General features: G+C 56.8%; 21 protein-coding genes and 1 tRNA gene. 13 read left to right on the top strand and 9 right to left on the bottom strand.

From position 1 onward, the window contains the following. Positions 1 to 57 precede the first annotated feature (57 nt). The 3 genes from KUF54_RS06940 to KUF54_RS06930 all read left to right on the top strand — a co-directional run bounded on the left by KUF54_RS06940 (position 58) and on the right by KUF54_RS06930 (position 2,400). A complete protein-coding gene (locus KUF54_RS06940; protein WP_255576353.1) occupies positions 58 to 966 on the top strand; it encodes a LysR family transcriptional regulator in 909 nt (302 codons plus the stop codon). Between the two features lie 183 nt (positions 967 to 1,149). Then, the gene (locus tag KUF54_RS06935; protein WP_219345911.1) at positions 1,150 to 1,641 is read left to right on the top strand and encodes a DUF2798 domain-containing protein; all 492 of its coding nucleotides are present in this window, start codon (positions 1,150 to 1,152) and stop codon (positions 1,639 to 1,641) included. Positions 1,642 to 2,037: 396 nt separating this feature from the next. Continuing rightward, positions 2,038 to 2,400: a zinc ribbon domain-containing protein YjdM gene (locus KUF54_RS06930; RefSeq protein ID WP_219345910.1), complete on the top strand. Its 363-nt coding sequence runs from the start codon at positions 2,038 to 2,040 to the stop codon at positions 2,398 to 2,400. A gap of 102 nt (positions 2,401 to 2,502) precedes the next feature. Here the strand turns inward: KUF54_RS06930 and KUF54_RS06925 are convergent, their stop codons facing one another. From KUF54_RS06925 to KUF54_RS06905, 5 genes are all read right to left on the bottom strand, one after another. Further along, positions 2,503 to 3,234 (bottom strand): amino acid ABC transporter ATP-binding protein, encoded by a 732-nt coding sequence (locus KUF54_RS06925; RefSeq protein WP_219345909.1) that lies wholly within the window; start codon positions 3,232 to 3,234, stop codon positions 2,503 to 2,505. After that, positions 3,231 to 3,956, bottom strand: a complete 726-nt coding sequence (locus tag KUF54_RS06920) for an amino acid ABC transporter permease (protein WP_219345908.1) — start codon at positions 3,954 to 3,956, stop codon at positions 3,231 to 3,233. The genes KUF54_RS06925 and KUF54_RS06920 overlap by 4 nt, the downstream gene beginning before the upstream one ends. Before the next feature lie 12 nt (positions 3,957 to 3,968). Then, entirely contained in the window at positions 3,969 to 4,664 is a 696-nt protein-coding gene (locus tag KUF54_RS06915) for an amino acid ABC transporter permease (RefSeq protein WP_219345907.1), read from the bottom strand. A gap of 65 nt (positions 4,665 to 4,729) precedes the next feature. Next, the gene (locus tag KUF54_RS06910; RefSeq protein ID WP_219345906.1) at positions 4,730 to 5,554 is read right to left on the bottom strand and encodes an ABC transporter substrate-binding protein; all 825 of its coding nucleotides are present in this window, start codon (positions 5,552 to 5,554) and stop codon (positions 4,730 to 4,732) included. Positions 5,555 to 5,780: 226 nt separating this feature from the next. Further along, positions 5,781 to 6,824 (bottom strand): D-cysteine desulfhydrase family protein, encoded by a 1,044-nt coding sequence (locus tag KUF54_RS06905; protein ID WP_219345905.1) that lies wholly within the window; start codon positions 6,822 to 6,824, stop codon positions 5,781 to 5,783. Positions 6,825 to 7,261: 437 nt separating this feature from the next. Between KUF54_RS06905 and KUF54_RS06900 the strand changes: the two genes are divergently transcribed. From KUF54_RS06900 to KUF54_RS06885, 4 genes are all read left to right on the top strand, one after another. After that, positions 7,262 to 8,437 carry a heme A synthase gene (locus KUF54_RS06900; protein WP_219345904.1) on the top strand — a complete coding sequence of 392 codons (1,176 nt, stop codon included), beginning with the start codon at positions 7,262 to 7,264 and terminating at the stop codon, positions 8,435 to 8,437. Positions 8,438 to 8,461: 24 nt separating this feature from the next. After that, positions 8,462 to 9,367, top strand: coding sequence for a heme o synthase (gene cyoE / locus KUF54_RS06895; RefSeq protein WP_219345903.1), 906 nt, complete (start codon positions 8,462 to 8,464; stop codon positions 9,365 to 9,367). A gap of 169 nt (positions 9,368 to 9,536) precedes the next feature. After that, positions 9,537 to 13,088, top strand: coding sequence for an autotransporter outer membrane beta-barrel domain-containing protein (locus KUF54_RS06890; protein ID WP_219345902.1), 3,552 nt, complete (start codon positions 9,537 to 9,539; stop codon positions 13,086 to 13,088). Positions 13,089 to 13,367: 279 nt separating this feature from the next. Continuing rightward, entirely contained in the window at positions 13,368 to 14,546 is a 1,179-nt protein-coding gene (locus KUF54_RS06885) for a metallophosphoesterase (protein ID WP_219345901.1), read from the top strand. Positions 14,547 to 14,669: 123 nt separating this feature from the next. Here the strand turns inward: KUF54_RS06885 and KUF54_RS06880 are convergent, their stop codons facing one another. From KUF54_RS06880 to KUF54_RS06865, 4 genes are all read right to left on the bottom strand, one after another. Continuing rightward, positions 14,670 to 15,146 (bottom strand): Lrp/AsnC family transcriptional regulator, encoded by a 477-nt coding sequence (locus KUF54_RS06880; protein WP_219345900.1) that lies wholly within the window; start codon positions 15,144 to 15,146, stop codon positions 14,670 to 14,672. A 286-nt stretch (positions 15,147 to 15,432) separates the two neighbouring features. Further along, a tRNA-Gln gene (locus KUF54_RS06875) sits at positions 15,433 to 15,509 on the bottom strand. Positions 15,510 to 15,722: 213 nt separating this feature from the next. Beyond that, positions 15,723 to 16,043 (bottom strand): heavy metal-binding domain-containing protein, encoded by a 321-nt coding sequence (locus KUF54_RS06870; RefSeq protein ID WP_219345899.1) that lies wholly within the window; start codon positions 16,041 to 16,043, stop codon positions 15,723 to 15,725. A 150-nt stretch (positions 16,044 to 16,193) separates the two neighbouring features. Next, a complete protein-coding gene (locus tag KUF54_RS06865; protein ID WP_219345898.1) occupies positions 16,194 to 17,093 on the bottom strand; it encodes a LysR family transcriptional regulator in 900 nt (299 codons plus the stop codon). Between the two features lie 153 nt (positions 17,094 to 17,246). On the opposite strand from KUF54_RS06865, the gene KUF54_RS06860 reads away from it, so the two are divergent. From KUF54_RS06860 to KUF54_RS06835, 6 genes are all read left to right on the top strand, one after another. Beyond that, positions 17,247 to 18,770 carry a CoA-acylating methylmalonate-semialdehyde dehydrogenase gene (locus KUF54_RS06860; protein ID WP_219345897.1) on the top strand — a complete coding sequence of 508 codons (1,524 nt, stop codon included), beginning with the start codon at positions 17,247 to 17,249 and terminating at the stop codon, positions 18,768 to 18,770. Positions 18,771 to 18,786: 16 nt separating this feature from the next. Then, positions 18,787 to 19,536 (top strand): lysozyme inhibitor LprI family protein, encoded by a 750-nt coding sequence (locus tag KUF54_RS06855; protein ID WP_219345896.1) that lies wholly within the window; start codon positions 18,787 to 18,789, stop codon positions 19,534 to 19,536. Positions 19,537 to 19,691: 155 nt separating this feature from the next. Further along, positions 19,692 to 20,048: a lysozyme inhibitor LprI family protein gene (locus KUF54_RS06850; protein ID WP_255576351.1), complete on the top strand. Its 357-nt coding sequence runs from the start codon at positions 19,692 to 19,694 to the stop codon at positions 20,046 to 20,048. A 73-nt stretch (positions 20,049 to 20,121) separates the two neighbouring features. Then, entirely contained in the window at positions 20,122 to 21,288 is a 1,167-nt protein-coding gene (locus KUF54_RS06845) for an acyl-CoA dehydrogenase family protein (RefSeq protein WP_219345894.1), read from the top strand. A gap of 28 nt (positions 21,289 to 21,316) precedes the next feature. Continuing rightward, a complete protein-coding gene (locus KUF54_RS06840; protein ID WP_219345893.1) occupies positions 21,317 to 21,808 on the top strand; it encodes a TfoX/Sxy family protein in 492 nt (163 codons plus the stop codon). A gap of 28 nt (positions 21,809 to 21,836) precedes the next feature. Further along, positions 21,837 to 22,262, top strand: a complete 426-nt coding sequence (locus KUF54_RS06835) for a DUF488 domain-containing protein (protein ID WP_219345892.1) — start codon at positions 21,837 to 21,839, stop codon at positions 22,260 to 22,262. The last annotated feature ends 49 nt before the right edge of the window (positions 22,263 to 22,311 follow it).

The following is a 22,311-nucleotide window of genomic DNA, read 5'->3' as shown; positions in this document are numbered from 1 at the left end:
CTAAAAAAGTGAACATACGTAGCTCTACCCATGCAATTTAGCGACCACAATCGCTGCATGCCTGCATTTCAAGACTCTCGCGCCCGCTATCTTTTTGAGGCCGTCTCCTGTGGATCGGTACGCGCTGCCGCTGAAAAGCTGGGTATTGTTCCCTCAGCAGTCAGTCGCCAAATTAGCCTGCTTGAAGAAGAGCTTGGAGTCATCCTGCTAGAGCGCCACCGCAGCGGCGTGGTGCCCACCGAGGCGGGCGGGCTCATTTTGGATTACCACCGCGAGCACACCGCCCATCAACACGACATGCTGGCCAAGGTCGATGCCATGCGCGGCCTGCACAGCGGCAGCGTCAGCATCGTCAGCGGTGAAGGTTTTGCGCAAGAGCTGATCGACGGGCCGATTCGCCAATTTCGCCAACAGCACCCAGGCGTGAGCATCTCGCTAGAAATTTATGGCACGACTGAAATCATGCGCCGCATTCGTGAAGATGCTGCCGAGATCGGCCTGGTTTATTACCCGCCAGCCGACAGTCACATTACCGCCCGCGGCACGGCGCGCCAGCCCATGCATGCCATCGTTCACGCCCAGCACCCTTTGGCCAGTGCGGCTCAAACAACGCTCAAAGAACTCAACCAGTGGCCTATTGCCATGCTCCAAGGCGTGTACGGCATTCGCCAACTGGTGGAATATGCCGAGCAGGCGGATAAAACCCACCTCAGCCCCGCACTGACCAGCAACCTCATCAGCGTACTTTTGGCCTTCGTCACCAGCGGCCAAGGCGTAACGCTGCTGCCGCCCTGCTCCGTCACGGCCGAGCTAGCCAGCGGCCGCTTGCGTGCCATCCCTATTGATAATGCAGCGCTAGAAGATGCCGAGATGCAGCTGATCACCCGCACAGGCCGCCACCTATCGCCCGCCGCCAATCGGTTTTTGCTTTATTGCATGCAAGGGATTCAAGCGTTTCAAGCTTGATTCGGTGATTTCTAGCACTTAAAAAACCGAAATCTGCGCTTGTTCACACTTTGAAAAAATCGTCTCAAAGCAGCAGCAATGCCACGCCATGCACACAGGGGCAACGTGTGACAGAACGCGATGCAAGGCCATGAATTCCTAAAATTGCGACCTTTCTCTTCTACAGCTGATTGCTCCCAACCCATGCAACAAGACAACCGCCTTCCCCACAACAACAAAGAAGGGGCGATTTACGGTGCGACGATTTGCTCTCTTACCGCACTGGTGATGACCACATTCAACGTGCTCATCCATGCGCAGGAAGTCAACGCCCAAACCCTGCAAAGCATCGCCTTTTACTTTCCGCTGATGTTTGTCATTGCCATGTTGGTCGAGCCCCTGCTGGTCGGGCGCATTGCCGAAAAAGCCATGCACCGCCTGAGCCCCGCCACAGACAGCGGCAATGCCAAAATTCTGTTTCGCATGGTGTTCACGGTATTCGGCATGTCGCTGGTGATGACGGGCATCGGCAACCTGATCGCATTCGGCGCAGAAGGCTGGCTTGGCCGCATGCTGCACGACTGGCCGCGCAACTTCTTTGTGGTGCTGATCCTGGAAGCGCTGATCATTCAACCCATTGCCCGTGCGGTGATGGTCAAGCTGCATCAAAAAGCGGGCAACGCGAAAGCTGCTTAGAGCGGCGAACACAACTCAGCAAATCGAAGATTTGCGATTGAGACGAGGCGCGAAGCCGCAGGCAGTTCAAGCGTACGACAAGGTGAAGCAACGACGTATCAAGAGTTGTGTTAGCGGCTCATAAAGCCGCCTAAAGACGATTTGCGCTGGCGCTGAGTTTGATGATGATTAAACCCATCGATAATTGGGAAAAACTGCCAGAAGTCCTTGTATATATTGGACTAGCAGCTATTAAAAGCAGCCCCCACCACCCAGCAAACACAAGATTTGCGTTTAAGACGATTCGCGAAGCATCAGGCAGTACATTCGTATGGCAATGCCAAGCAACGACGTATCAAGGGTGGTGTTAGCGACTCTAAAGTTAGCGCCTGTAAAAAATTGAACTGAAAGCCCACCTTGAGCACATCCTCCCTACCCACCTGCCCCCAATGCGGCTTAGACAACACCTACCCCGACGGTGAGTTGCTGATTTGCCCCGACTGCGGCCACGAATGGACTGCCGCTGCAACGGGCTCGGCCACTGACGACGAAGACAGCGGCCCGCGCGTGATCAAAGACGCCAACGGAGCGCCGCTGGCCGATGGCGATAGCGTGCTGCTGGTGAAAGACTTAAAGGTCAAGGGCTCGTCTACCGTGATCAAAAAGGGAACCAAGATCAAAGGCATTCGCCTTGTGTATGACAACGGCGACCATGACGTGGACTGCAAGACAGACCAAGGGCCGTTCATTCTCAAGTCTGAGTTTTTGAAGAAGGCTTGAGAAAAATCCACTCAAATAGCTTCTTAGTCCATATAAATACTGGACTAGAAGCTATCAAAATAAGAGTGAACTGGGGTTGACTGTAGTGTCAACCCCGCGCTCTTAAAACGGCGAGCGGATATCGGACAGAAACTTCTGCGTGCGCGGATGCTGCGGGTTGCCAAAAAAGTCAGCAGGTTTGGCCCGCTCCAGCACCTTGCCTTGGTCCATAAAGATCACGCGGTCGGCCACTTCGCGGGCAAAGCCCATTTCGTGGGTCACGCAAACCATGGTCATGCCATCTTTGGCCAAGTCACGCATCACGAGCAGCACCTCGCCCACCATTTCAGGGTCTAGCGCGCTGGTGGGCTCGTCAAACAAGATGATGGGGGGCGCCAGCGTTAAAGCACGCGCAATCGCCACGCGCTGCTGCTGACCGCCGGAGAGTTGGCCGGGAATGGCCTGCGCTTTGTGCGCCAGCCCCACCCGCTCGAGCAGCGCCATGGCGCGCTCTTGTGCCTCAATGGCGGTGAGTTTTTTGAGCTTGACTGCGGCCAGCGTGCAGTTTTCCAGCACCGTCAGATGCGGGAAAAGATTGAACTGCTGAAACACAAAGCCAATGCCAGCGCGCAGCTGGTTCAAGTCCTGCCCCTTGGCATGCACATCGCTGCCGTCCAGCAAAATTTGGCCGGACTGAATTTCTTCCAAGCGGTTGATGGTTCGAATCAGCGTAGATTTGCCCGAGCCCGATGGGCCGCAGACCACGACGACTTCTCCAGTAGGAATAGTTTCATTGACTTCCACCAGCGCGTGGTAGTCGCCATACCACTTGTTCACATTGCGCAACTCAATCATGCAGATACCTTCACAGCCTTTGTCACGGCCTTTGATTTACCAAGTCCTTGACGCACCAAGCGTCGCTCCAGCGCGTAAGCCACACGGGACAGGCCAAAACACAAAATAAAATACGTCAGCGCCAGCAGGCCAAACACCTGCGCGCCCTTGGTCATCACCTGCGCGTTGATTTGCGAGGCGATATAACTAATCTCGGCCAGACCGATGATGTAGCCCAGCGAAGTCTCTTTGATGGTCGAGATGAACTGGTTCACCAGCGATGGCAAAGAGTTGCGCAGCGCCTGCGGCAGCACCACCGTGGCCATCGTCGTCAGGTACGACAGGCCCAGCGCTCGGCCGCACTCCATCTGCCCCTTGGGCAAGCCCAAAATTCCCGCGCGCACAATTTCGGCCAGATATGCGGCATCAAAGATGACCAGCGCAATCAACATGGTCCAAAACTGATTGGTCTTGACGCCCGTGATGGTGGGTAAAAAGAAGTAAGCCCAAAACACCACCATTAGCAGCGGCGTGCCGCGCACCACATAGACCAGCGCCGTAATCGGCCAGCGCACCCAGCGGTAAGGCGAGACGCGCATCAGGCCAAATACCAGCCCCAGCGGCAGCGACAAAATCAGGCCCAAGCTGGCCAAAATCAAAGTCAGCGCCAAGCCACCCAGCGGCCCATTGGGGTACTGCCCCACCAAAAAGTACAACCAATATTCTTGAATCAATTCCAGCATCTGCGTCTTCCCTTACATGGTCCGCACGGGATAGCGGTGCTGAAACCAGCTCGCCAGCAGCGTGATGATGAGCGACACGCCCAGATAGGCAACGCTGGCAAAGGCGAAGACTTCAAAACTTCTAAAAGACTGGCTTTCAATCTGCCCGGCTTGGTACATCATTTCGGTGGCACCAATCACGGTGGCAATCGACGTGCCCTTCCACAGGTTCAAAGTCTGCGAGATCAATGGCGGCACCGTCATGCGCAAAGCCTGGGGCAGGATTACCGTGCCCATGGTTTGCATATAGCTCAGCCCCAGCGCGCGCGATGCTTCCATTTGTACGGTGGGTACGGCGCGAATGCCACTGCGAATGTCCTCAGCCATATAGGCTGCGGTGTAAACGCCCAGCGCAATCACGGCGCAGATGGACTCCACCGGGCCTTCGTACAGCGCCAGCTTCCAAGACTCTGGCAGCAACTCTGGCACGCCAAAGTACCAGACCAACATGTGCGCCAGCAGCGGAATGCTGCGAATCACTTCCACATAAGTGGCGCCAATGGCGTTGAGCCATTTGAAAGGGGAAAGTCTGCACAGCGCAATCACAAGCCCCAGCGGCAGCGCAATGCAAAAGCTGAAGAATAAATATTGCAGCGACATCTTCAGCCCCGCGACCATCATGTCGTGGTACTGGCCTGTCAGCAGCATCTGAATATCGAAAGTCGTCATAAACCCCGCTCTGAACCAAAAACGCGCCCGCAAAGGGCGCGCTGTTCAAATGTGTGCCTTGCGGCTTAATCAATCTTGTCGCTGTTGAGCTTGAACTCGCGCTTAGGCATCTTCAGCGCGCTCTTTTGGCCAAACCAGTTTTCATACAGGGCTTCGGCCTTGCCACTGGCTTCCAGCTCGCGCAGGGAATCATCCACCACCTTCTTCAAGTTGGCTTCACCCTTTTTGATGCCCAAAGCCAAAGGCTCCAGCGCCAAGTTCGTTGGCAGCATCTTGTAGTCGCTGCGCTTGTCGCCCAGCTGATTCATGGCGCGCACCAGGCTCATGTCTTCGTTGACAAAGCCCACGGCCTTGCCTTGCTGCAGCGCGACAAAGGCTTGGGGCGATGTATCAAAGCTGATGACCTGAACGGTAGGCACGGCCTTTTTGATGTTCACTTCCATGGAGCTGCCCTTGGCCGTAGCCACGCGCTTGCCAGCCAAGTCAGGCACATCGTTGATGCCGCTATTGGTGCGCACCAGCACCTTGGTGCCAGTCACATAAGTGGTCAGCGAGAAGTCGATTTGCGCTTCGCGCTCTTTGTTGTGCGTGAGAGATGCGGCCAGCAAATCGATGTGACCTTGCTGCAGTTCAGGAATGCGCGCGGCCAGCGTGATTTGCTTGAACACGGCTTTCACGCCCAGCTTGGCGGCCACAGCCTTGCCCAAGTCCACGTCGTAACCAATCAGCTCGCGGGTCTTGGGGTCAATAAAGCTCATGGGTTCATCAGTACCCAGCACGCCCACGACCAGCTCACCCTTTTTCTTGATGTCATCGACCTGGTCGGCCTGAGCCATACCGCTTGCCATGACCAAAGTAGCCATGGTGGCCATCCAAAAACGTCGCTTCATATCCCTGTACTCCTTGACTTCTGTTAACTACCGTCGCCATTGACAAAATTTGTTCGAACGCAATCCACTATAGACGCATGGCGAAGCGTTTTTATAGATCGCTTATTCCTATGCAAATTACGCAGCACATACCACCGAAACGACGCGAAAGCTGGACGCAATGACTATTACCAGCGCCATGCCAGCTACATGTCATCGCCTTGCCATCACCTTGCCGCTCTCTTTTTCAGAGCACCTCACCCGCTTCTGGGTAGGCGGACATGGCAGCAACACCCCCGGTATGCAAAAACACCACGTTGCTCAAACCGTGCAGCGCGCCGCCCGTTGCGCAGGCCTGCAGCAAACCGGCAAAGCCTTTGGCGCTGTAAACGGGGTCTAGCAAAATACCCTCCTCGCGAGCCGCCAACTCCAGCGCCTTGAACGTCGCCGCATCAGGCACGCCATAGTGCGGGCCTTTAAAGCCCATCTCGGTGATGAGTTCTACCGAAGCAGCAGCATCAGCGGGCAAGCCCAACAGTTCACAAGCGTCGACCAGCGCGTAGTTGACTCTGGCGCTGAGCACTTCTTTTGTCGGACCTACGCTCACGCCATGAATGCGGCCTTGCCAGCCTTGCAGCCATCCGCCCAGCATCAGGCCAGCTTGCGTGCCGCCGCTGCCTGAAGCCAAAACCACAGCATCTAACGGTGCGTTCAATTGCTGCATTTGCTGGGCCAACTCGGCAAAGGCGGCGGCATAACCCAGCGCCCCCATGCCGTTTGAGCCGCCCATTGGAATCACATAAGGCCGTGAGCCATCGCGCCGCAATTGCTGTGCCAGCGCTGCACAAACCTCATCGGCATTCGCATCACCCACAATGCACTGCACCTGCGCGCCCAGCAGGCGGCACAGCTGAATATTGCCTACCTTGGCGTAATTAGCCGACCTGTCCGGCACGGCATCGCTGAGCACCAGATGCACCTTCATGCCCGCCACAGCCCCCGCCGCAGCCACCTGCCGCGCATGGTTGGATTGAAGCGCCCCTTGGCTAATTAAAGTGTCGCAGCCCATAGCACGCGCCTGTCCCAGCAAAAACTCCAGCTTGCGCGTTTTGTTGCCACCTGTGGCTAGGCCAGTGCAATCGTCGCGCTTGATCCAGATTTGAGGCCCTCCGCAAAGTGCAGTCACCCGCGCCAACAAGCTCAGTGGTGTAGGCGTCATCCCTAGTGGAGAACGCGGCAGGTTGCTCAGGCTATGCAAAGCGGCAAAAGCAGGGGATGAAGGAATGCTCATAAAATTGATAGCTAGAAGCGCTTTATTCGTATGGGGTTTAAGCCATCTTACTCGCGTACTCAATGATTCTTCGATCGCCATTCACAGTTGACGCAAACATGACTTGAACGACTTGCGTTCCGCGGTTTTATTAAGGGCACTGAAAGGTATGCTGCATTGCCACAAATCACGCGGGTAAAATTGCCGAGGATCAAAGAGCCTGCATTCAGTGACAAATCCTGTTATCTAGAAACACGCCACTCCGTAGTGCGTCAGGCTCTGCGCCAAGTCATGCAAGTTTTCCTCATGCAAAGCTTGGCTTGGTTCTTCACAACTTTCTGAAAACACCACAAAGCTTTAGCCCACGCCTGCTCCACCATGCTGATCTGCTTTTGCCATTTCGATCTGCCCACTCGCAGCTTCACGCGTTATCCATGCGCTGACGTCGAGGGGTGCGCATGACTGAGCAGCAGCTGTATGACATGGCGCCAGCCTTAGAGCTCATGGCCTTTGGTCTGGTTTTGGCGCTTGGCCCTCTGTGCTGGGTGTGGTGGCGCAATCGCGGCACAGGCCCTAGCAAGCGTTTGAAGGCGCTTTGTGTACTCACGCTATTTCTGACATTTGATTTGGTGCTGTTTGGTGCCTTTACGCGCCTAACAGACTCTGGCCTGGGTTGCCCAGACTGGCCTGGCTGCTACGGCAGCTCAAGCCCTTTGGCTGCACACGCACAAATTTCTGAGGCGCAAGCCGCCATGCCTACCGGCCCCGTCACCCACAGCAAAGCGTGGGTGGAAATGATTCACCGCTATTTGGCAAGCACCGTGGGCGTGCTCATTATTGCCATGACGGTGATGTCGTGGAAGCAAGCCCGCGCCGCACGCCGTTCAGGTCAGCCAGAGCTGGCAAGCGGTGCACTCAACCCTTGGTGGCCTACGGTGACGTTGGTTTGGGTCTGCATTCAAGGCGCTTTTGGCGCGTTGACGGTAACCATGAAGCTGTTTCCGGCCATTGTCACCTTGCACTTATTGGGCGGAACGGCTTTGCTGGCCTTGCTGGCAATTCCTGCTTCAGCCTTAAGCATGAAGCAAGCCAATCAAGTGCCGGCAGTGATCTCCCAATGCCTGCGCACTGCTCTGTGGCTGTGCTTGGCTTTGCTCATCATACAAGTGAGCTTGGGCGGCTGGGTCAGCACCAATTACGCTGTGCTCGCCTGCACCACCTTCCCCAACTGCCAAGGCAGCTGGTGGCCGGCTATGGATTTTGCGCAGGCGCTGCAAATCTGGCGCCCACTGGGCTTGCTCAAAGATGGCAGCAGTATTAGTTTTGAAGCACTCACCGCCATTCACTACACCCATCGCCTTGCCGCCTATGTCGTCGTCGCGGCATTGGCTGGCCTGTGGTGGCAACTGCGCCGCACTCCGGCTCTGGCCAAGCAAGCTCGCTGGCTGGGCTTTTTTGCGGTGCTACAAGTTTTGACGGGTCTTTCCAACGTGGTGTTGGACTGGCCCTTGGTTGCAGCCGTACTCCACACTGGTGGAGCCGCAGCGCTGGTAACAATTTTGGTCTGGAGTCTGGCTGCGACGCGCACTGATGCCACCGCCGCCCGCCCCGAAGTGAAGCGCCGACCCGCCTGAGGCAAGCGCACAAAGAGTAATTGCATGAGTCAAAGTGAAGCCTTGTTAGACAACACATCAAAAGTCAGCCAGTTCTACGCGCTGACCAAGCCGCGCGTGGTGCAACTGATTGTTTTTTGCGCCCTGATTGGCATGGTGCTGGCCGTTCCCGGCTGGCCCACCGTTGACCAGTGGGTACACATGGGTGTGGCCTGCATCGGCATCTGGCTGGTCGCTGCTGCAGCGGCCGCTTTCAATTGTTTGGTAGAGCGCCATATTGACGCCAAGATGAAGCGCACCGCTTGGCGCCCCACAGCGCGAGGCGAGTTGTCCAGCCAGCAGGCGCTGGCCTTCTCGGCCGTCCTGTGCATTTGCGGCTCAACCGTTCTTTGGATTTGGAGTAACGCGCTAACCATGTGGCTGACGCTGGCCACCTTTGTCGGTTACGCCGTGATCTACACCGTGCTGCTCAAGCCCGCCACGCCCCAAAACATTGTGATTGGCGGCGCATCTGGCGCTATGCCACCCGTGCTGGGCTGGGCTGCGATGACCAACAATGTCGGCCCTGAAGCGCTGATTTTGTTCCTCATCATCTTCCTGTGGACGCCACCGCACTTCTGGGCGCTAGCCCTGTACCGCGTGGAAGATTACCGCCAGTCGGGCCTACCCATGCTGCCCGTCACCCATGGCAGCGAATACACGCGCCTGCAGATCTTGCTGTACACCGTGGTGCTGTTTGCGGCGGGCTTGCTGCCCTTTATCTACGGTATGAGCAGTTGGCTGTACCTGTTTGCCGCCGTCGTTTTGGGCGCTGGCTTTATTGGCTACGCCGTGGCGCTGTACCGCAACTACTCTGATGAGCTCTCGCGCCGCACCTTCCGCTTTTCGCTGATTCACCTCAGCCTGCTGTTTCTGGCTTTGTTGGTCGATCACTACTTATTCATGGCCTGACTTTTCAGCCCAGCCTCTAAAAAAGCCCGGTTCGCCGGGCTTTTTTACGTCTATTGAACATGGCGACTGACAAGTCGATGAGAACCGCTCCTTCATTCAAAAAAACTATTTGAAATAAATTCAGATGAATTATTTCAATCATGTTTTAACTGTTAACGCACGAGGGCTCATGAATAAAACCTACCAATCCATCTGGAACGCCTCAATAGGTACATGGGTCGCCGCACCAGAAACCGCACGCCATAGCGGCTCAGGTAAAGCAAAAACTACAGTGGTTCTTATCGCAACAGCCCTGTTAGCCGCTAATGTGGCCCATGCAGACACCACGATCAATCTCACTGACCAACAAATATCCTCCACCAGCTACGCAACAACGCCGGCGAATAATCTGACTTTGAGTATTAGCAGCGGAGCGGCCACGCAGTCTGGCGACATCACTGGCACAGGCTCGCTCACCAAGTCTGGTGCGGGCACCGTCATCCTTAGCGGCAACAACACTCACAGCGCGGGCACCTTTATTAATGCAGGCGCTTTTCAGGCAGCTCAAGACAGCGCTTTAGGTCAGGCTGGCAGCGCAATAACAGCCAACACAGGGACTTTGAAGCTGGGCCTGAGCGGATCGCAAGGCTCTAGTTTCAACCGAGCCCTAACGCTCCAAAGCAATGGCCAGCTCAACTCTGCCTTTGGCAACAACACTTGGGCAGGCAGCATCACACTAAACAGCGCCAGCAACGGTGCTGTTGCTGATGCTGGCTCCTCACTCACCCTCACCGGCAATATAAGCGCTGCTACCAGCTCCCAGTTGGCGGTGGTTGGTAACCTGAACCTCATTGGCACCACCACAAACAATGTCGGTATTTTGACCGCCAACAATAGTGCAAACGGCCCAAGCAGTGTGCTTATCGACAAGGCAAATATTCAGGCCAGCATGAGCGACCCCAATGCTGCAGGTTTTTATTCGATTTACAGCATCGGGCAAAACCAAATACTGCTGACCAACTCCACCGTGGCTGGTAATAAGGGGATCAACACCAACCAAAAAAGCGCAGTGACTGTTAGAGATACGGCCATCAACGCTTTGACGACGGGTGTATTCACTCAATGGGGCTCTCAAGCAACTCTTGAGCGAGTGAACATCAACGTCAACAATCCCACGGCCACGGCAGTCGGTGTGGACAGCCTCATCAGCTCGCATACTGATATCAAGGATTCCACCATCAACGTCACCGCCACTGGTGGCGCTGCAATAGGTTTGATGGTGCGCTATGGCACAGCGCAAGCCGGAGAAAAAGGCGGCACCGCCACGCTAAGCGGCAACAACAGCATTTCAGCGCATCGCACCGATCTCACCCCATCGAATCTTGGCAACACATCAGCCATCTTGCTTTATCCATACACTGAGGGAGCCGGAGCTGTCAATGTCTCCGGTCAGCTCAATATTGACACCAATGGTCGCGCCATTTACAACAATATGGGCACCGTCACGCTGACCGACGCGAGCATTACCGGCACAGGAAGTTCAGCCAATATTCTTCCTATGTACATGGAAAGCGCCACCTCCATGATGACGCTCAAAGGTGCAACGCAGGGTAATAATCAATGGAGTTGGGAAGGGGCAGCCGGCACTTTCGACATCAGCGCAGTTCAAAGTGCAGCTCCATTTATTTTGGGCAGCCTACGCGGCCAAAGCACCGTCATGCTAGGCAATCACGTCCTTGCAGTGGGCGGCGGCAATATTGACACCTTGTTCAGCGGCAACCTGCAAGATGGTGGTATTTCTGGCGGCACAGGTGCATCTCTGCAAAAAATGGGCACTGGCAAGCTGACATTGGCCGGAACCAGCAGCTATACCGGCGGGACTACCGTGCAAGCCGGTGCATTGATCGCGGGCAGTGCCACTGGCTTACCGCAAAACACAAGCTATACGATCAACGGCGGCACATTGGATCTGGGTGACTGGGATTTGCAGACCTCTAACTTAGCAGGTACTGGCGGAGCCATTGAACTGAATGCACAGACGCTGACAGCAAATCAGGCCAGCAACTCCAGCTTTGCCGGCAGTATCAACGGCAGCGGCAACTTGATTAAGCAAGGCGCCGGCACACTGACTTTGAGCGGTATCAACACCTATACCGGCACCACCGATATTGCTCAAGGCACATTGCAAGCGGGTGCTGCCAATGTCTTCAGTAGTGGGTCTGCGCACAATGTCGCAGCAGGCGCGGTAATGAATCTGGCTGGACACAATCAGACAGTGGCGGGACTCAACAACAGCGGCACAGTCCAACTCAGCGCAGGCTCACCGGGTACGGCTCTCAAGGTAACAGGCCCTTATACCGGCAATAACGGCGTAGTTGGCATCTCAACCGTACTTGGTACTGACGGCAGCTCCAGCGACAAGTTGTTGCTCAGCGGTGCAGGCGCTGTAGCCAGCGGAAACACAGCGCTGCAAGTCACCAACGCCGGCGGCTTGGGCGCACAAACGCAAGGCACAGGCATTGAGGTTGTTGGCACAGAAAATGGTGCCATCCTGCAGCCAGGCAGCTTTACGCTGGCAGGCGAGCATGTTGATGCCGGCGCATTTGAATATCGCTTGGTGCAAAACGCTCAAAGTGCGGCCCTGCATTCAAGTGCAGCGCCACTGCCACTGCCACCGCCACCGCCACCGCCATCTCCATCTCCATCTCCATCTCCATCTCCGGCTCCGGCTCCGGCTCCGGCTCCGGCTCCGGCTCCGGCTCCGGCTCCGCAGCCCTCTCCAGCCTATCGCGCCGAAGTACCCCTGCTGTCCGCACTGCCTGCACAGATGCGCCAAGCAGATATGGCCATGCTGGGCGATATGCACAAACGCATGGGAGATGGAGCCTCACCCACTCAAGATCTCTCAAGCAACCGCCGCGCCTGGGGACGCATCTTGCGCACAGACCCCACCATTCGTCAGCAAGGCACGGTAAACCCGGAAAGCAGCGGTCACATGACGGGGTTTCAGGCGGGTATTGACTTGTATGCGGACAAAAATATCAAAGCTGGCCTGTATGTTGGCCAGTTAGAAGGTGATATGAGCGTGCGTGGTTTTGCCAGCGGCGTGCAAGACAAACAAGTGGGCTTTAACAAACTGCGCAGCCGCTATTTGGGTGTTTATGCCACTTGGCAGGGCGATAGCGGCCTCTACGCAGATGCAGTTCTGCAAGCTGCAGACTATCGCAGCGATTTACACACCACAGGCAACACCACGCAAGCCCGAACTAAGGGCAGCGGCTGGCTTGCATCTCTAGAAGTGGGTCAGCCTTTTGCACTCAACAGCCAGTGGCAGATTGAGCCGCAAGCCCAGCTGATTTACCGCAAGCTGAGCATCGACGACACTGCCCTCAGTCTTGCCACCGTTAAAACCAAGGCCGACGCCGACTGGACCCTGCGCTTGGGTGCGCGCATCAAGGGTAACTTCACCACAAGTGCAGGTGTTCTGCAGCCCTACGGCCGCATCAACATCTTGCGCACAAGCAACACAACGGACGTAGCAAGCTTCATCACTCCTGCAGCCATCACCGACATCAAAGCCCAAGGCGGCTACACCGCCACTGAGGTGGCAGCCGGCGCCAGCCTACAGATTAGCCAACGCACTAGTCTTTATGGCGAGCTAGGGAAAATGTGGGCAATCGGTGGGGACAGCCGACTCAAGAGCGGCTTGCAAGCGTCGCTGGGCGTCAAGGTGCAGTGGTAGGGAATCCATAACGCAGTCGTAGACGCAGTGAATACCTTGTGCAAATGAAGTTTCACTTACGGTACAAAAAACCACTGTAATTTTCCCTCTCTTCAGACCAAGTTGGGTGCGCAATGCACCCAACTCCTTGCATTTACCACGCGGCGTTCAAGCAACGCTGAGCAAAGCCTGGCTACTGATCACAAGTCGTGATCCGTCTCTCGCTTTTTGCAAAAGCCTACTCGCTCCTGCGAAGCCATCGCTTGCTATCCTAGCGGCAGTTTCAATTGTCTCTTGCTCATGGTTTCGACTGCATCTTTCGTTATTCCTCTTTTGGCTCTTTGGATTTGGTGGCCTGTTTCTAGTCACACTGGCACCTCCCGCTTGGCTCGTTTGCTGGCAGCGCTGCTCACCACTGCTTTTGGTATTTTTCCGGCATTACTGCTGCATGCAGTTCAAACCAATGCCTTGCCCTACCCTGTGATTGCACAGTTGCAAGTGCCCGGCGGCTGGATTTTGGCCACCTTGCTGATGCTGGCGGTGTTTGTAGTGCTGCGTGATTTGCTTTGGCTTATGGCCGCGCTCACTGGACGTCAAAGCTTTGCGCAGATCTTGCATCTTCCTGCTATCACCTTCGGGGCGCTGCTCGTATCTGCAGGGTTTAGCGCCATTGGCGTTTTTAACGCCTTGCAGCCGCCCCGCGTTTTTGAGCAAACGCTGGCAGTTCAAAATTTACCTCCAGCACTTGAAGGCCTGCGCATTGCGGTGGTGGCTGATATTCATGCCAGCCCCATTAACGACGCCCGCTACGTCAAAACCATCGTGCAACGCACCATGGACACCATGCCTGACCTGATTGTTCTGCCAGGCGATATCGTGGATGGAGATGTGGCAACTGGCCGCGCCAATGTCGCACCACTTGCCGGACTCAGCGCCCGCTACGGCGTGTGGGCAGCACCTGGCAATCATGAGTATTACAGCGGCTACAACAGCTGGATGAAGGAGTTTCGCCAACTGGGCTTGAACCTGCTGGAAAACCGCACGCAAATCATCAATATCAAGGGCAGCAAACTGGCACTATCGGGCATTGGCGACCCTGTTTATGGCCGCACATCGCGTAACAACGCTAATCCAGACGTCGCCGAAGGTGTGCCGCCGGATATTGATAGCGTGGCTCAACAAGCACGCAAAGCAGGTGCACAGTTTCATATTTTGCTGGCGCATCAACCCAAGTTCGCCCGTGAAAATGCAGGCAAGGGCGTGAACTTGCAAATCTCAGGCCACACCCATGGCGGCCTGATTACAGGCATGGATGAATGGCTTGTCGCCCCTGCTAACAATGGCTTTGTGCGCGGCGAATATACGATTGGCAAGATGAAGCTCTTCGTCAGCAGCGGCGCCGGGCTATGGGCGGGCTTTGCTGTGCGACTTGGCGTGTTGCCGCGCATTGAGGTTTTGTCACTGACCGCTGCGCTTTAAGCGGCGCTCATTTGCGTATTTAAAAGCAAGCCTTGGCTTGCTTTTTTTATAAGCATCTCATGCAAAACGCCCGGCAAATACCGGGCGTTTGAGTCTTGTCGCCTATCTCGCGTTATCGACGATTTAGGCAGCAGGCGTCTCGCCCACCACTTCAGCCGTGGTGCGGCGATCAATCTTGCGGCTGAGCACTACCGAGGTATAGGTCTGCTGAATGCCATCAATCAAGCCAATACGGTCAAGCAGCGCATCGAGCTTTTCATTGCTTTCGCAGCGCACAAAGACCATGTAGTCGTACTGACCGCTAACGGCAGAAACCTCTTCCACTTCGGTGAAGCGGTTGAGTGCCTGCATGACCGAGGTGGCAGTTTTTGGCATCACGCGAATACCGCAATAAGCACGCACGGCAGATTGCTCCATTCGCGAGCCTAGGCGAACGCCATAACCGGCAATCACGCCCTCTTGCTCGAGCTTCGCAATGCGCGCAACCACCGTGGTGCGCGCCAAGTTCATCTGCCGGGCCAAATGCGCCGTAGAGGCGCGTGCATTAGTCTGCAACAAGCGCAGCAGTTGACGATCCGTTTCGTCGAGTCGATATTCCATACCTTATTCGGCCCAATCTTTTCGTGCTTAGAGACAGAAATGCCGCAAATTTGAGAAGTTTAGGGTCTGTTGAGATTTTCTCGGAGTCGCGAAGGAGGCAAGGGGCTGACTGCGGCGTTGCCCACCTTTGCAAGGCATAAGCCTTGCTGCAGGCGTGCGCCTTGCATCCAACCCCTTGTCGCCGTAACGCGATCTTCGATCAATTCTCAATAGACCCTAGAGTTTGAGTAAAAAATTGCTCAAACAAAAAACCCTGATCACTTTCATGATCAGGGTTCAATATATCTGGCAGGGGAAGAAGGACTCGAACCTTCGCATGCCGGAATCAAAATCCGGTGCCTTAACCAACTTGGCGACTCCCCTACGATGGATCGAATTGTACAACGACTTTTTGCACTCAATTTTGAAGTGGCTCAAAAATGTGCATTTGCACAATGAGGCAGAACACCAAGACTTTGAAGCGTTATCTCAACCCAGCAAACGAAAGGTTTGCTTTTGAGCCTAGAAGCGAAGCGGCAGGCGTACAAAAATTACGGTAAGGGAAAGCCGACCTTTCAAGGGTAGTGTCTACCGCTTTTATTCGACCACCACGGCGGTGCCGCTGGCTGACACCATCAGCATGCCATTGCCCTGCCCCAGCACTTCAAAGTCCAGATCCACGCCGACCACCGCATTAGCCCCGGCTTCTGCCGCGCGCTGCTCCAGTTCCTTGAGGGCAATTTCGCGGGCCTTTTGTAGCTCTCGCTCATAGGTACCTGAACGGCCGCCGACGATGTCGCGAATACCGGCAAAGAAGTCTTTGACTACATTGGCACCCAAAATTGCCTCGCCCGCCACCACACCGCAGTAGCGGGTGATACGCTTGCCTTCAATATTGGGAGTGGTTGTCACGATCATGGCAGTCCTTTGAATTCAACAAAAGCTCATGGTAGGGCAAGCCAAACTATAAATTTCGTAAGAAATCGTTCTTATGTCTATATAAGACATAGACTTACAGCTATCAATACTGAAGCAAAAACGATTACAGCCGGCGGCGACAGCCAAGCCTTAGGACGGGCATAGTAAGGGCTGCATGGCATGCACGGCTTCGCGCAGATAGGTCCAAGTCGTAGCAATGCGCGGAACTTGGCGAGACTCCGCCGGCATACTCATCCAAAAGGTTCGGGTAAAGCAGGCCTGATCAGGCAGCACCCGGCTTAATACCGGGTCCTTATCAGCCAAAAACGCTGGCAGCACGGCTAGGCCAGCCCCGGCCCTCACCGCCTCGTATTGCGCGGTAATGCTGGTGCTGCGCAGCGCAAACCGCTCAGGTCGGTGCAAGGTATCTAGCAGTTGTAGCTCACGGGTGAACAGCAAATCGTCCACATAGTGCACAAAGCTGTGATGGCGCAGGTCTTCGGTGCGCGCTACCAAGGGCTTGCGCGCCAGATATTCACGCTGGCCATAGAGGTAAAGGCGATAGTCAGCCAGTTTGGTGACGATCACCGTGCCGCGCTTGGGGCGCTCCAGCGAAATGACGATATCCGCCTCGCGGCTAGACAGGTGCAGCATGCGCGGCAGCGCCAGCAAATCAACGCTCAGCAGCGGGTAGCGCAGTGTCAGCTTGGCCAACTCAGACGCCAGCATCTGCGTGCCAAACCCTTCCGTAGCGCCCACGCGCACCAAGCCAGCCGGGCCTTCGCTGGTAGCAACTTTGGCCAATGGCCCGTGCTCCAAACCATTCACTGCGCTTTGCATGGTGCTGCTCACCACTAGCAACTGCCGCCCAGCCTCCGTCAGCCGCCACTGCCCAGCTTCGCGGGCAAACAGCACCGCGCCCAATTGCTTTTCCAGCGCCTGAATGCGCCGCGACACCGTGGTGTGCTCCACCCCCAGCTTACGTGCCGCGCCAGCCATGCTGCCGCTGCGGGCTAGTTCCCCGAAAAAACGCAGATTGTCCCAGTCCAAGGCTCTCTCCTTGTATCAACACCCTCAGCACATTTACTGGCATTGCAATGCCTTTATTGTGCATATTTGCACACCCTATGTGCAGATATATCTATTGCCCAATCAAAAACGCACACATACCATAGGGTGCAAATTCACCAACGGAGACCTCTGATGAACGCACCCACATCCGCCAAGGTATTGGCACCTACCGTCAAACTGTTGATCAACGGCCAGATGGTCGAGTCCCAAACCACCCAGTGGCGCGATGTGGTCAACCCTGCCACGCAGGAAGTGCTAGCCCGAGTTCCTTTCGCCACCCCCGAGGAAATCAACGCCGCCGTGGCCAACGCCAAAGAAGCGTTCAAGACCTGGAAGAAAACCCCCATCGGCACCCGTGCCCGCATTTTCTTGAAGCTGCAGCAGCTGATTCGCGAGAACATGAAGGAGCTGGCCGCCATCCTGACGGCCGAACAAGGCAAGACCCTGCCGGACGCCGAAGGCGATGTCTTCCGTGGCCTGGAGGTGGTGGAACATGCCGCCAACATCGGCACGCTGCAACTGGGCGAGCTGGCCAACAACGTGGCCAATGGAGTCGACACCTACACTTTGAACCAGCCGCTGGGCGTGTGCGCGGGCATCACGCCGTTCAACTTCCCCGCCATGATTCCGCTGTGGATGTTCCCGATGGCGATTGCCACCGGCAACACCTTCGTTCTGAAGCCTTCCGAGCAAGACCCCATGGTCACCATGCGCTTGTGCGAACTGGCCCTGGAAGCCGGCGTGCCCCCTGGCGTGCTGAACGTGATCCACGGCGGTGAAGACGCGGTGAATGCGATTTGCGACCACCCCGATATCAAGGCGATTAGCTTTGTCGGCTCCACCAAGGTAGGCACCCATGTGTACAACCGCGCCAGCCTCAACGGCAAGCGCGTGCAATGCATGATGGGCGCCAAGAACCACGCCATCGTGCTGCCCGATTGCAACAAGGAGCAGTCGCTGAACGCCCTGGCAGGTGCCGCTTTTGGCGCTGCAGGCCAGCGCTGCATGGCGCTGTCAGTCGTGGTGCTGGTGGGTGAAGCGCAAAAGTGGATTCCCGAGCTGGTCGCCAAGGCCAAGACGCTCAAAGTCTCTGGCGGCACCGAAGCCGGCACCGATGTGGGCCCTGTGGTCAGCTGCCAAGCCCTGTCCCGCGTGGAAAGCCTGATCGAGCGTGGCATTGCCGACGGCGCCAAACTCGAGTTGGACGGCCGCAAGCCCCAGGTGTCTGGCTACGACAAGGGGAATTTTGTTGGCCCCACGGTGTTCAGCGGCGTCAAGCCCGGCATGTCCATCTATGACCAGGAAATCTTTGGCCCCGTGCTATGCATTGCCGAAGCCGCCGACATTGACGAAGCCATTGCCTTCATCAACGCCAATCCCAACGGCAACGGCACAGCCATCTTCACGCAATCGGGCGCTGCCGCGCGCAAGTTCCAGGAAGAGATCGACGTGGGCCAGATCGGCATCAATGTGCCGATTCCTGTGCCGGTGCCCCTGTTCTCCTTCACCGGCAGCCGCGCGTCCAAGCTGGGTGACCTGGGCCCTTACGGCAAGCAAGTCGTCATGTTCTACACCCAGACCAAGACCGTGACCGCCCGCTGGTTCGATGATTCGACCACCAGCCACGGTGTAAACACCACCATCAGCCTGAAGTAATCCACCAAGACCCGACATGCCACTGCGCCAGCGCCCTTTTTTCAGACCCTTGTTGACCGGGGTGCTTGCCGCAGTGCTGTGGGGAATGAATGCCATCAGTGTCATGGCGCAGGAGGCCACAGCCCAACCTGCCAGCTCAGCCTGCGATCCGGCCACCAACTGGCAAGCCAATCTGCAGTGCCTGAACGAAAAAACCGTTTTTGTCGACATCGCGCTGGAGCACAGCCTCCAAAAGCTCAACGAGCTACTACCGCCCAAACAAAGCGGCCAGTTGCAAACCCAGCAGCGCGACTGGCGACAGCGCCGCGACAAGGACTGCACGCCCACGGACAGACCCGCATCCGACAGCAACGCCCTGGCCTATGCTGCGCTGTGCCGCAGCCAGATGGCCCTGCAACGCACCGAACTGCTCGAGAGCGTGCGCTCGACCATACAAGGCTGGAAGGGCTCTAGCGAGCCGCTCTGCGCCAAGGACGATGCACCGAGCTTGGACTGCCTGCAAAAACAGAACGCCATGATCGAAAGCAGCATGCAGGTGTTCTATACATCCATCGCCCTGGGCCTGCCCGAGCAGCAGGCCCAAAAATTCCATGCCGAGCAAAAGCGCTGGCAGGCGCAGCGCGAGCAAAGCTGCCAGCTCAACGGCTATGTCCACGCCCAGGAAGACCAGGTCGTCTGCCACACCCGCATGACGCTGGAACGCCTGAAGGTCTACAAAAGTGACTGGTGGCCTTTGATCCAAACACAGACCCAGGCCAAGCCGTGAACTGCCATCCGCAACACGCATCTCAGCGCCGCCATCACAACCGGCTTTTGCACCGCACCCGCTCTTCAGGCTGCGATGATGGATGCATGACTTCTCGCTCTCTGAAATTTAAGCCAAATCGCCTTCAAGCCCTGAATAAACATGCGCTGATAGCTATGTTTTTCGCAGCAACTGTCGCCAGCGCCCATGCTCAGGCCGGCTCCGACTGCGTGCCCGGCGGCAACGTGCAGCAAACCAACGCCTGCGCCATCAAGGATTTTCAGCAGGCCGATACGGACAACCAGATTCTGTACGGCGACGTGATGCGCGCCTTGTCGGCCCATGAGCGCCCTGCCTTGCGCAAGGAGCAAAGCGACTGGAGCCGCAGTCGCAACGCGCAATGCAAAAAATCCCACGCGGCCCAGGAAGCCCAGGCCGACTGGCCGCAGCGCTTTCACGCCTGCCTGACCCAGCAGATCAAGGCCCGCGACAGCGTGCTCAAGCAGTGGCTGCACCACGGGGCACCGCTGTGACTATTAACTCAATAGCTAACAGCGCTTGATACATCAAGACTAGAGGCCAGTCAGAACAATAAAGGAGACAAGCATGGACTTTGAACTGACAGAAGATCAGCGCGCCTTTGCCGACACCGCCCGCGCTTTTGCCCAAGAAGAACTGGCACCCCACGCCGCCGCGTGGGACCAGGAGAAAATCTTCCCCCGCGAAGCCATTGCCAAGGCCGGTGAGCTGGGCTTTTGCGGCTTGTACGCCCCCGAAAACGCCGGCGGCCTGGCCCTGCCCCGGCTCGATGCCACGCTGGTGTTTGAAGAGCTGGCCGCCGTCGACCCCTCCACCACCGCCTTCATCACCATCCACAACATGGCCACCTGGATGCTGGGCACCTGGGCGACCGACGCGGTGCGCAGCGAATGGGGCGAGGCGCTGACCAGCGGGCAAAAACTCGCCAGCTACGCCCTGACCGAGCCCGGCGCAGGGTCTGACGCCGCCTCGCTCAAAACCCGTGCGGAGTTGGTCGGCAACGACTATGTGATCAACGGCAGCAAAGCCTTTATCAGCGGCGCTGGCGCTACGGATGTACTGGTGCTGATGGCCAGAACAGGAGATGCAAATTCAGGCGCTTCAGGAATTAGTGCCTTTGTCGTTCCTGCCAACGCCGAGGGCGTGAGCTACGGCAAAAAAGAAGAAAAAATGGGCTGGAACAGCCAGCCCACGCGCGTCATCAACTTTGACAAGGTGCGCATCCCCGCCAACCACCTGCTGGGGCGCGAGGGCGAAGGCTTCAAGATCGCCATGAAGGGGCTGGATGGCGGGCGCATCAACATCGCCACCTGCTCCGTCGGTGCGGCGCAAGGAGCGCTGACGCAAGCGCAAAGCTATATGCAAGAGCGCAAGCAGTTCGGCAAACCCATCGCCAGCTTTCAGGCCCTGCAGTTCAAGCTGGCCGACATGGCCACCGAGCTGGTCGCCGCACGGCAAATGGTGCGACTGGCCGCAAGCAAACTGGACGCAGGCGCCCGCGATGCATCCACCTACTGCGCCATGGCCAAGCGCTTTGCCACGGACGCGGGCTTTAACATCTGCAACGAGGCACTGCAGCTGCACGGCGGCTACGGCTATCTGCGCGACTTCCCGCTGGAGCGACTGGTGCGCGACGCCCGTGTGCACCAAATTCTGGAAGGCACGAACGAGATCATGCGCGTCATCATTGCCCGGCGCATGCTGGATGGTGATGCGCCGGAAGTGATTCGTTAAGACACAAAGTTAACCCAGACAACACGCCATGCCCGCCCGCCCCCTCTCTGACCAAAGCCTGCAGCTGATTCACGCCCTGCGTGAAAGTCTGGAGCAGGCGCTGGGCGACATTGAGCAGCTGGAAGAGCGCACGCTGTTTGGCAGCTACTGCTTTTTTGTGGACGGCAAACTGTGTCTGGGCGTCAAAAACGAAGAGCTACTGGTGCGCCTGCCGCCCGCGCGGCACAGCGAATTTCTGGAGATGCAGGGCCTGCGCGAGCTGTCGCCGGGCGGCGGTATGCAGGGCTACTTCTGGATCAGCAGCGACGGCTATGCCAGCCGCGAGCGCTGGAGCTTGTGGCTGCGCGAAGCGCTGGCCTACAACCCGCAGGCCAAGGCATCTCCACGCCGCAAAAAGGCTGCTGCTACTGAAAAAGATAGCAGCCAGCGCATATCGAGAAAGCGCAAGAGCACTAAAACGCTTGAAGCATCAGATGCTGCCGAGACGCCGAAGAAGCATCCTATTTTTGACCGCGAATAAGAGACTCTAAGCCTGAAGGACTCACGCCATGGCCCTTTGCATTGTTCAGCTAGGCAGCGACCGCACCCCCGACGAAGGCCTGCGCATAGGCACCGTGCGCCGCCCGCCGCGTGGAGTGCCCAAGACCGAATTTGCCAGCCGCAACTATTACGACTGCTGGTTGCCAGAACTCTCGCCCGAGGCAGAGCTGATGGCGCAGGCGCAAGAATCCGTCAAGCTGCGCGCCGCAGGCCAGACAGCCGAGGCCGACAAGCTCTGGAAGCTGTTTGAAAAGCAGTTTCGCAAGCAACTGAGCGAGCCAGCAACAGACCGCACGCTGGGCCTGCTGGCGGCCCTCTCGCACAGCAGCGCTTTTGCCATAGGCTGCTATTGCGATGATGAATCGCAATGCCACCGCAGCATTCTGCGCAGCCTGCTGATGGACAAAGGCGCAAGCCTGAAAAATCAAGGCTAAACCGCCTCAAACGCATACAGATCAATCGCAAGCAGCTATCAAACTCACA

The sequence above is a fragment of the Comamonas sp. Y33R10-2 genome (assembly GCF_019355935.1).
In the GTDB taxonomy this organism is placed as follows: domain Bacteria; phylum Pseudomonadota; class Gammaproteobacteria; order Burkholderiales; family Burkholderiaceae_C; genus Comamonas.
The sequence above is the reverse complement of the archived record's forward strand: the minus strand, read 5'-3'. Positions and strand labels throughout refer to the sequence as shown.

What these genes read in the sequence shown, in the direction of transcription:
- KUF54_RS06940 (WP_255576353.1), top strand. Translation starts at nt 58, where the DNA reads ATGCCTGCATTTCAAGACTCTCGCGCCCGCTATCTTTTTGAGGCCGTC.
- KUF54_RS06935 (WP_219345911.1), top strand. Translation starts at nt 1,150, where the DNA reads ATGCAACAAGACAACCGCCTTCCCCACAACAACAAAGAAGGGGCGATT.
- KUF54_RS06925 (WP_219345909.1), bottom strand. Translation starts at nt 3,234, where the DNA reads ATGATTGAGTTGCGCAATGTGAACAAGTGGTATGGCGACTACCACGCG.
- KUF54_RS06920 (WP_219345908.1), bottom strand. Translation starts at nt 3,956, where the DNA reads ATGCTGGAATTGATTCAAGAATATTGGTTGTACTTTTTGGTGGGGCAG.
- KUF54_RS06915 (WP_219345907.1), bottom strand. Translation starts at nt 4,664, where the DNA reads ATGACGACTTTCGATATTCAGATGCTGCTGACAGGCCAGTACCACGAC.
- KUF54_RS06910 (WP_219345906.1), bottom strand. Translation starts at nt 5,554, where the DNA reads ATGAAGCGACGTTTTTGGATGGCCACCATGGCTACTTTGGTCATGGCA.
- KUF54_RS06905 (WP_219345905.1), bottom strand. Translation starts at nt 6,824, where the DNA reads ATGAGCATTCCTTCATCCCCTGCTTTTGCCGCTTTGCATAGCCTGAGC.
- KUF54_RS06900 (WP_219345904.1), top strand. Translation starts at nt 7,262, where the DNA reads ATGACTGAGCAGCAGCTGTATGACATGGCGCCAGCCTTAGAGCTCATG.
- cyoE (WP_219345903.1), top strand. Translation starts at nt 8,462, where the DNA reads ATGAGTCAAAGTGAAGCCTTGTTAGACAACACATCAAAAGTCAGCCAG.
- KUF54_RS06890 (WP_219345902.1), top strand. Translation starts at nt 9,537, where the DNA reads ATGAATAAAACCTACCAATCCATCTGGAACGCCTCAATAGGTACATGG.
- KUF54_RS06885 (WP_219345901.1), top strand. Translation starts at nt 13,368, where the DNA reads ATGGTTTCGACTGCATCTTTCGTTATTCCTCTTTTGGCTCTTTGGATT.
- KUF54_RS06880 (WP_219345900.1), bottom strand. Translation starts at nt 15,146, where the DNA reads ATGGAATATCGACTCGACGAAACGGATCGTCAACTGCTGCGCTTGTTG.
- KUF54_RS06870 (WP_219345899.1), bottom strand. Translation starts at nt 16,043, where the DNA reads ATGATCGTGACAACCACTCCCAATATTGAAGGCAAGCGTATCACCCGC.
- KUF54_RS06860 (WP_219345897.1), top strand. Translation starts at nt 17,247, where the DNA reads ATGAACGCACCCACATCCGCCAAGGTATTGGCACCTACCGTCAAACTG.
- KUF54_RS06855 (WP_219345896.1), top strand. Translation starts at nt 18,787, where the DNA reads ATGCCACTGCGCCAGCGCCCTTTTTTCAGACCCTTGTTGACCGGGGTG.
- KUF54_RS06850 (WP_255576351.1), top strand. Translation starts at nt 19,692, where the DNA reads ATGTTTTTCGCAGCAACTGTCGCCAGCGCCCATGCTCAGGCCGGCTCC.
- KUF54_RS06845 (WP_219345894.1), top strand. Translation starts at nt 20,122, where the DNA reads ATGGACTTTGAACTGACAGAAGATCAGCGCGCCTTTGCCGACACCGCC.
- KUF54_RS06840 (WP_219345893.1), top strand. Translation starts at nt 21,317, where the DNA reads ATGCCCGCCCGCCCCCTCTCTGACCAAAGCCTGCAGCTGATTCACGCC.
- KUF54_RS06835 (WP_219345892.1), top strand. Translation starts at nt 21,837, where the DNA reads ATGGCCCTTTGCATTGTTCAGCTAGGCAGCGACCGCACCCCCGACGAA.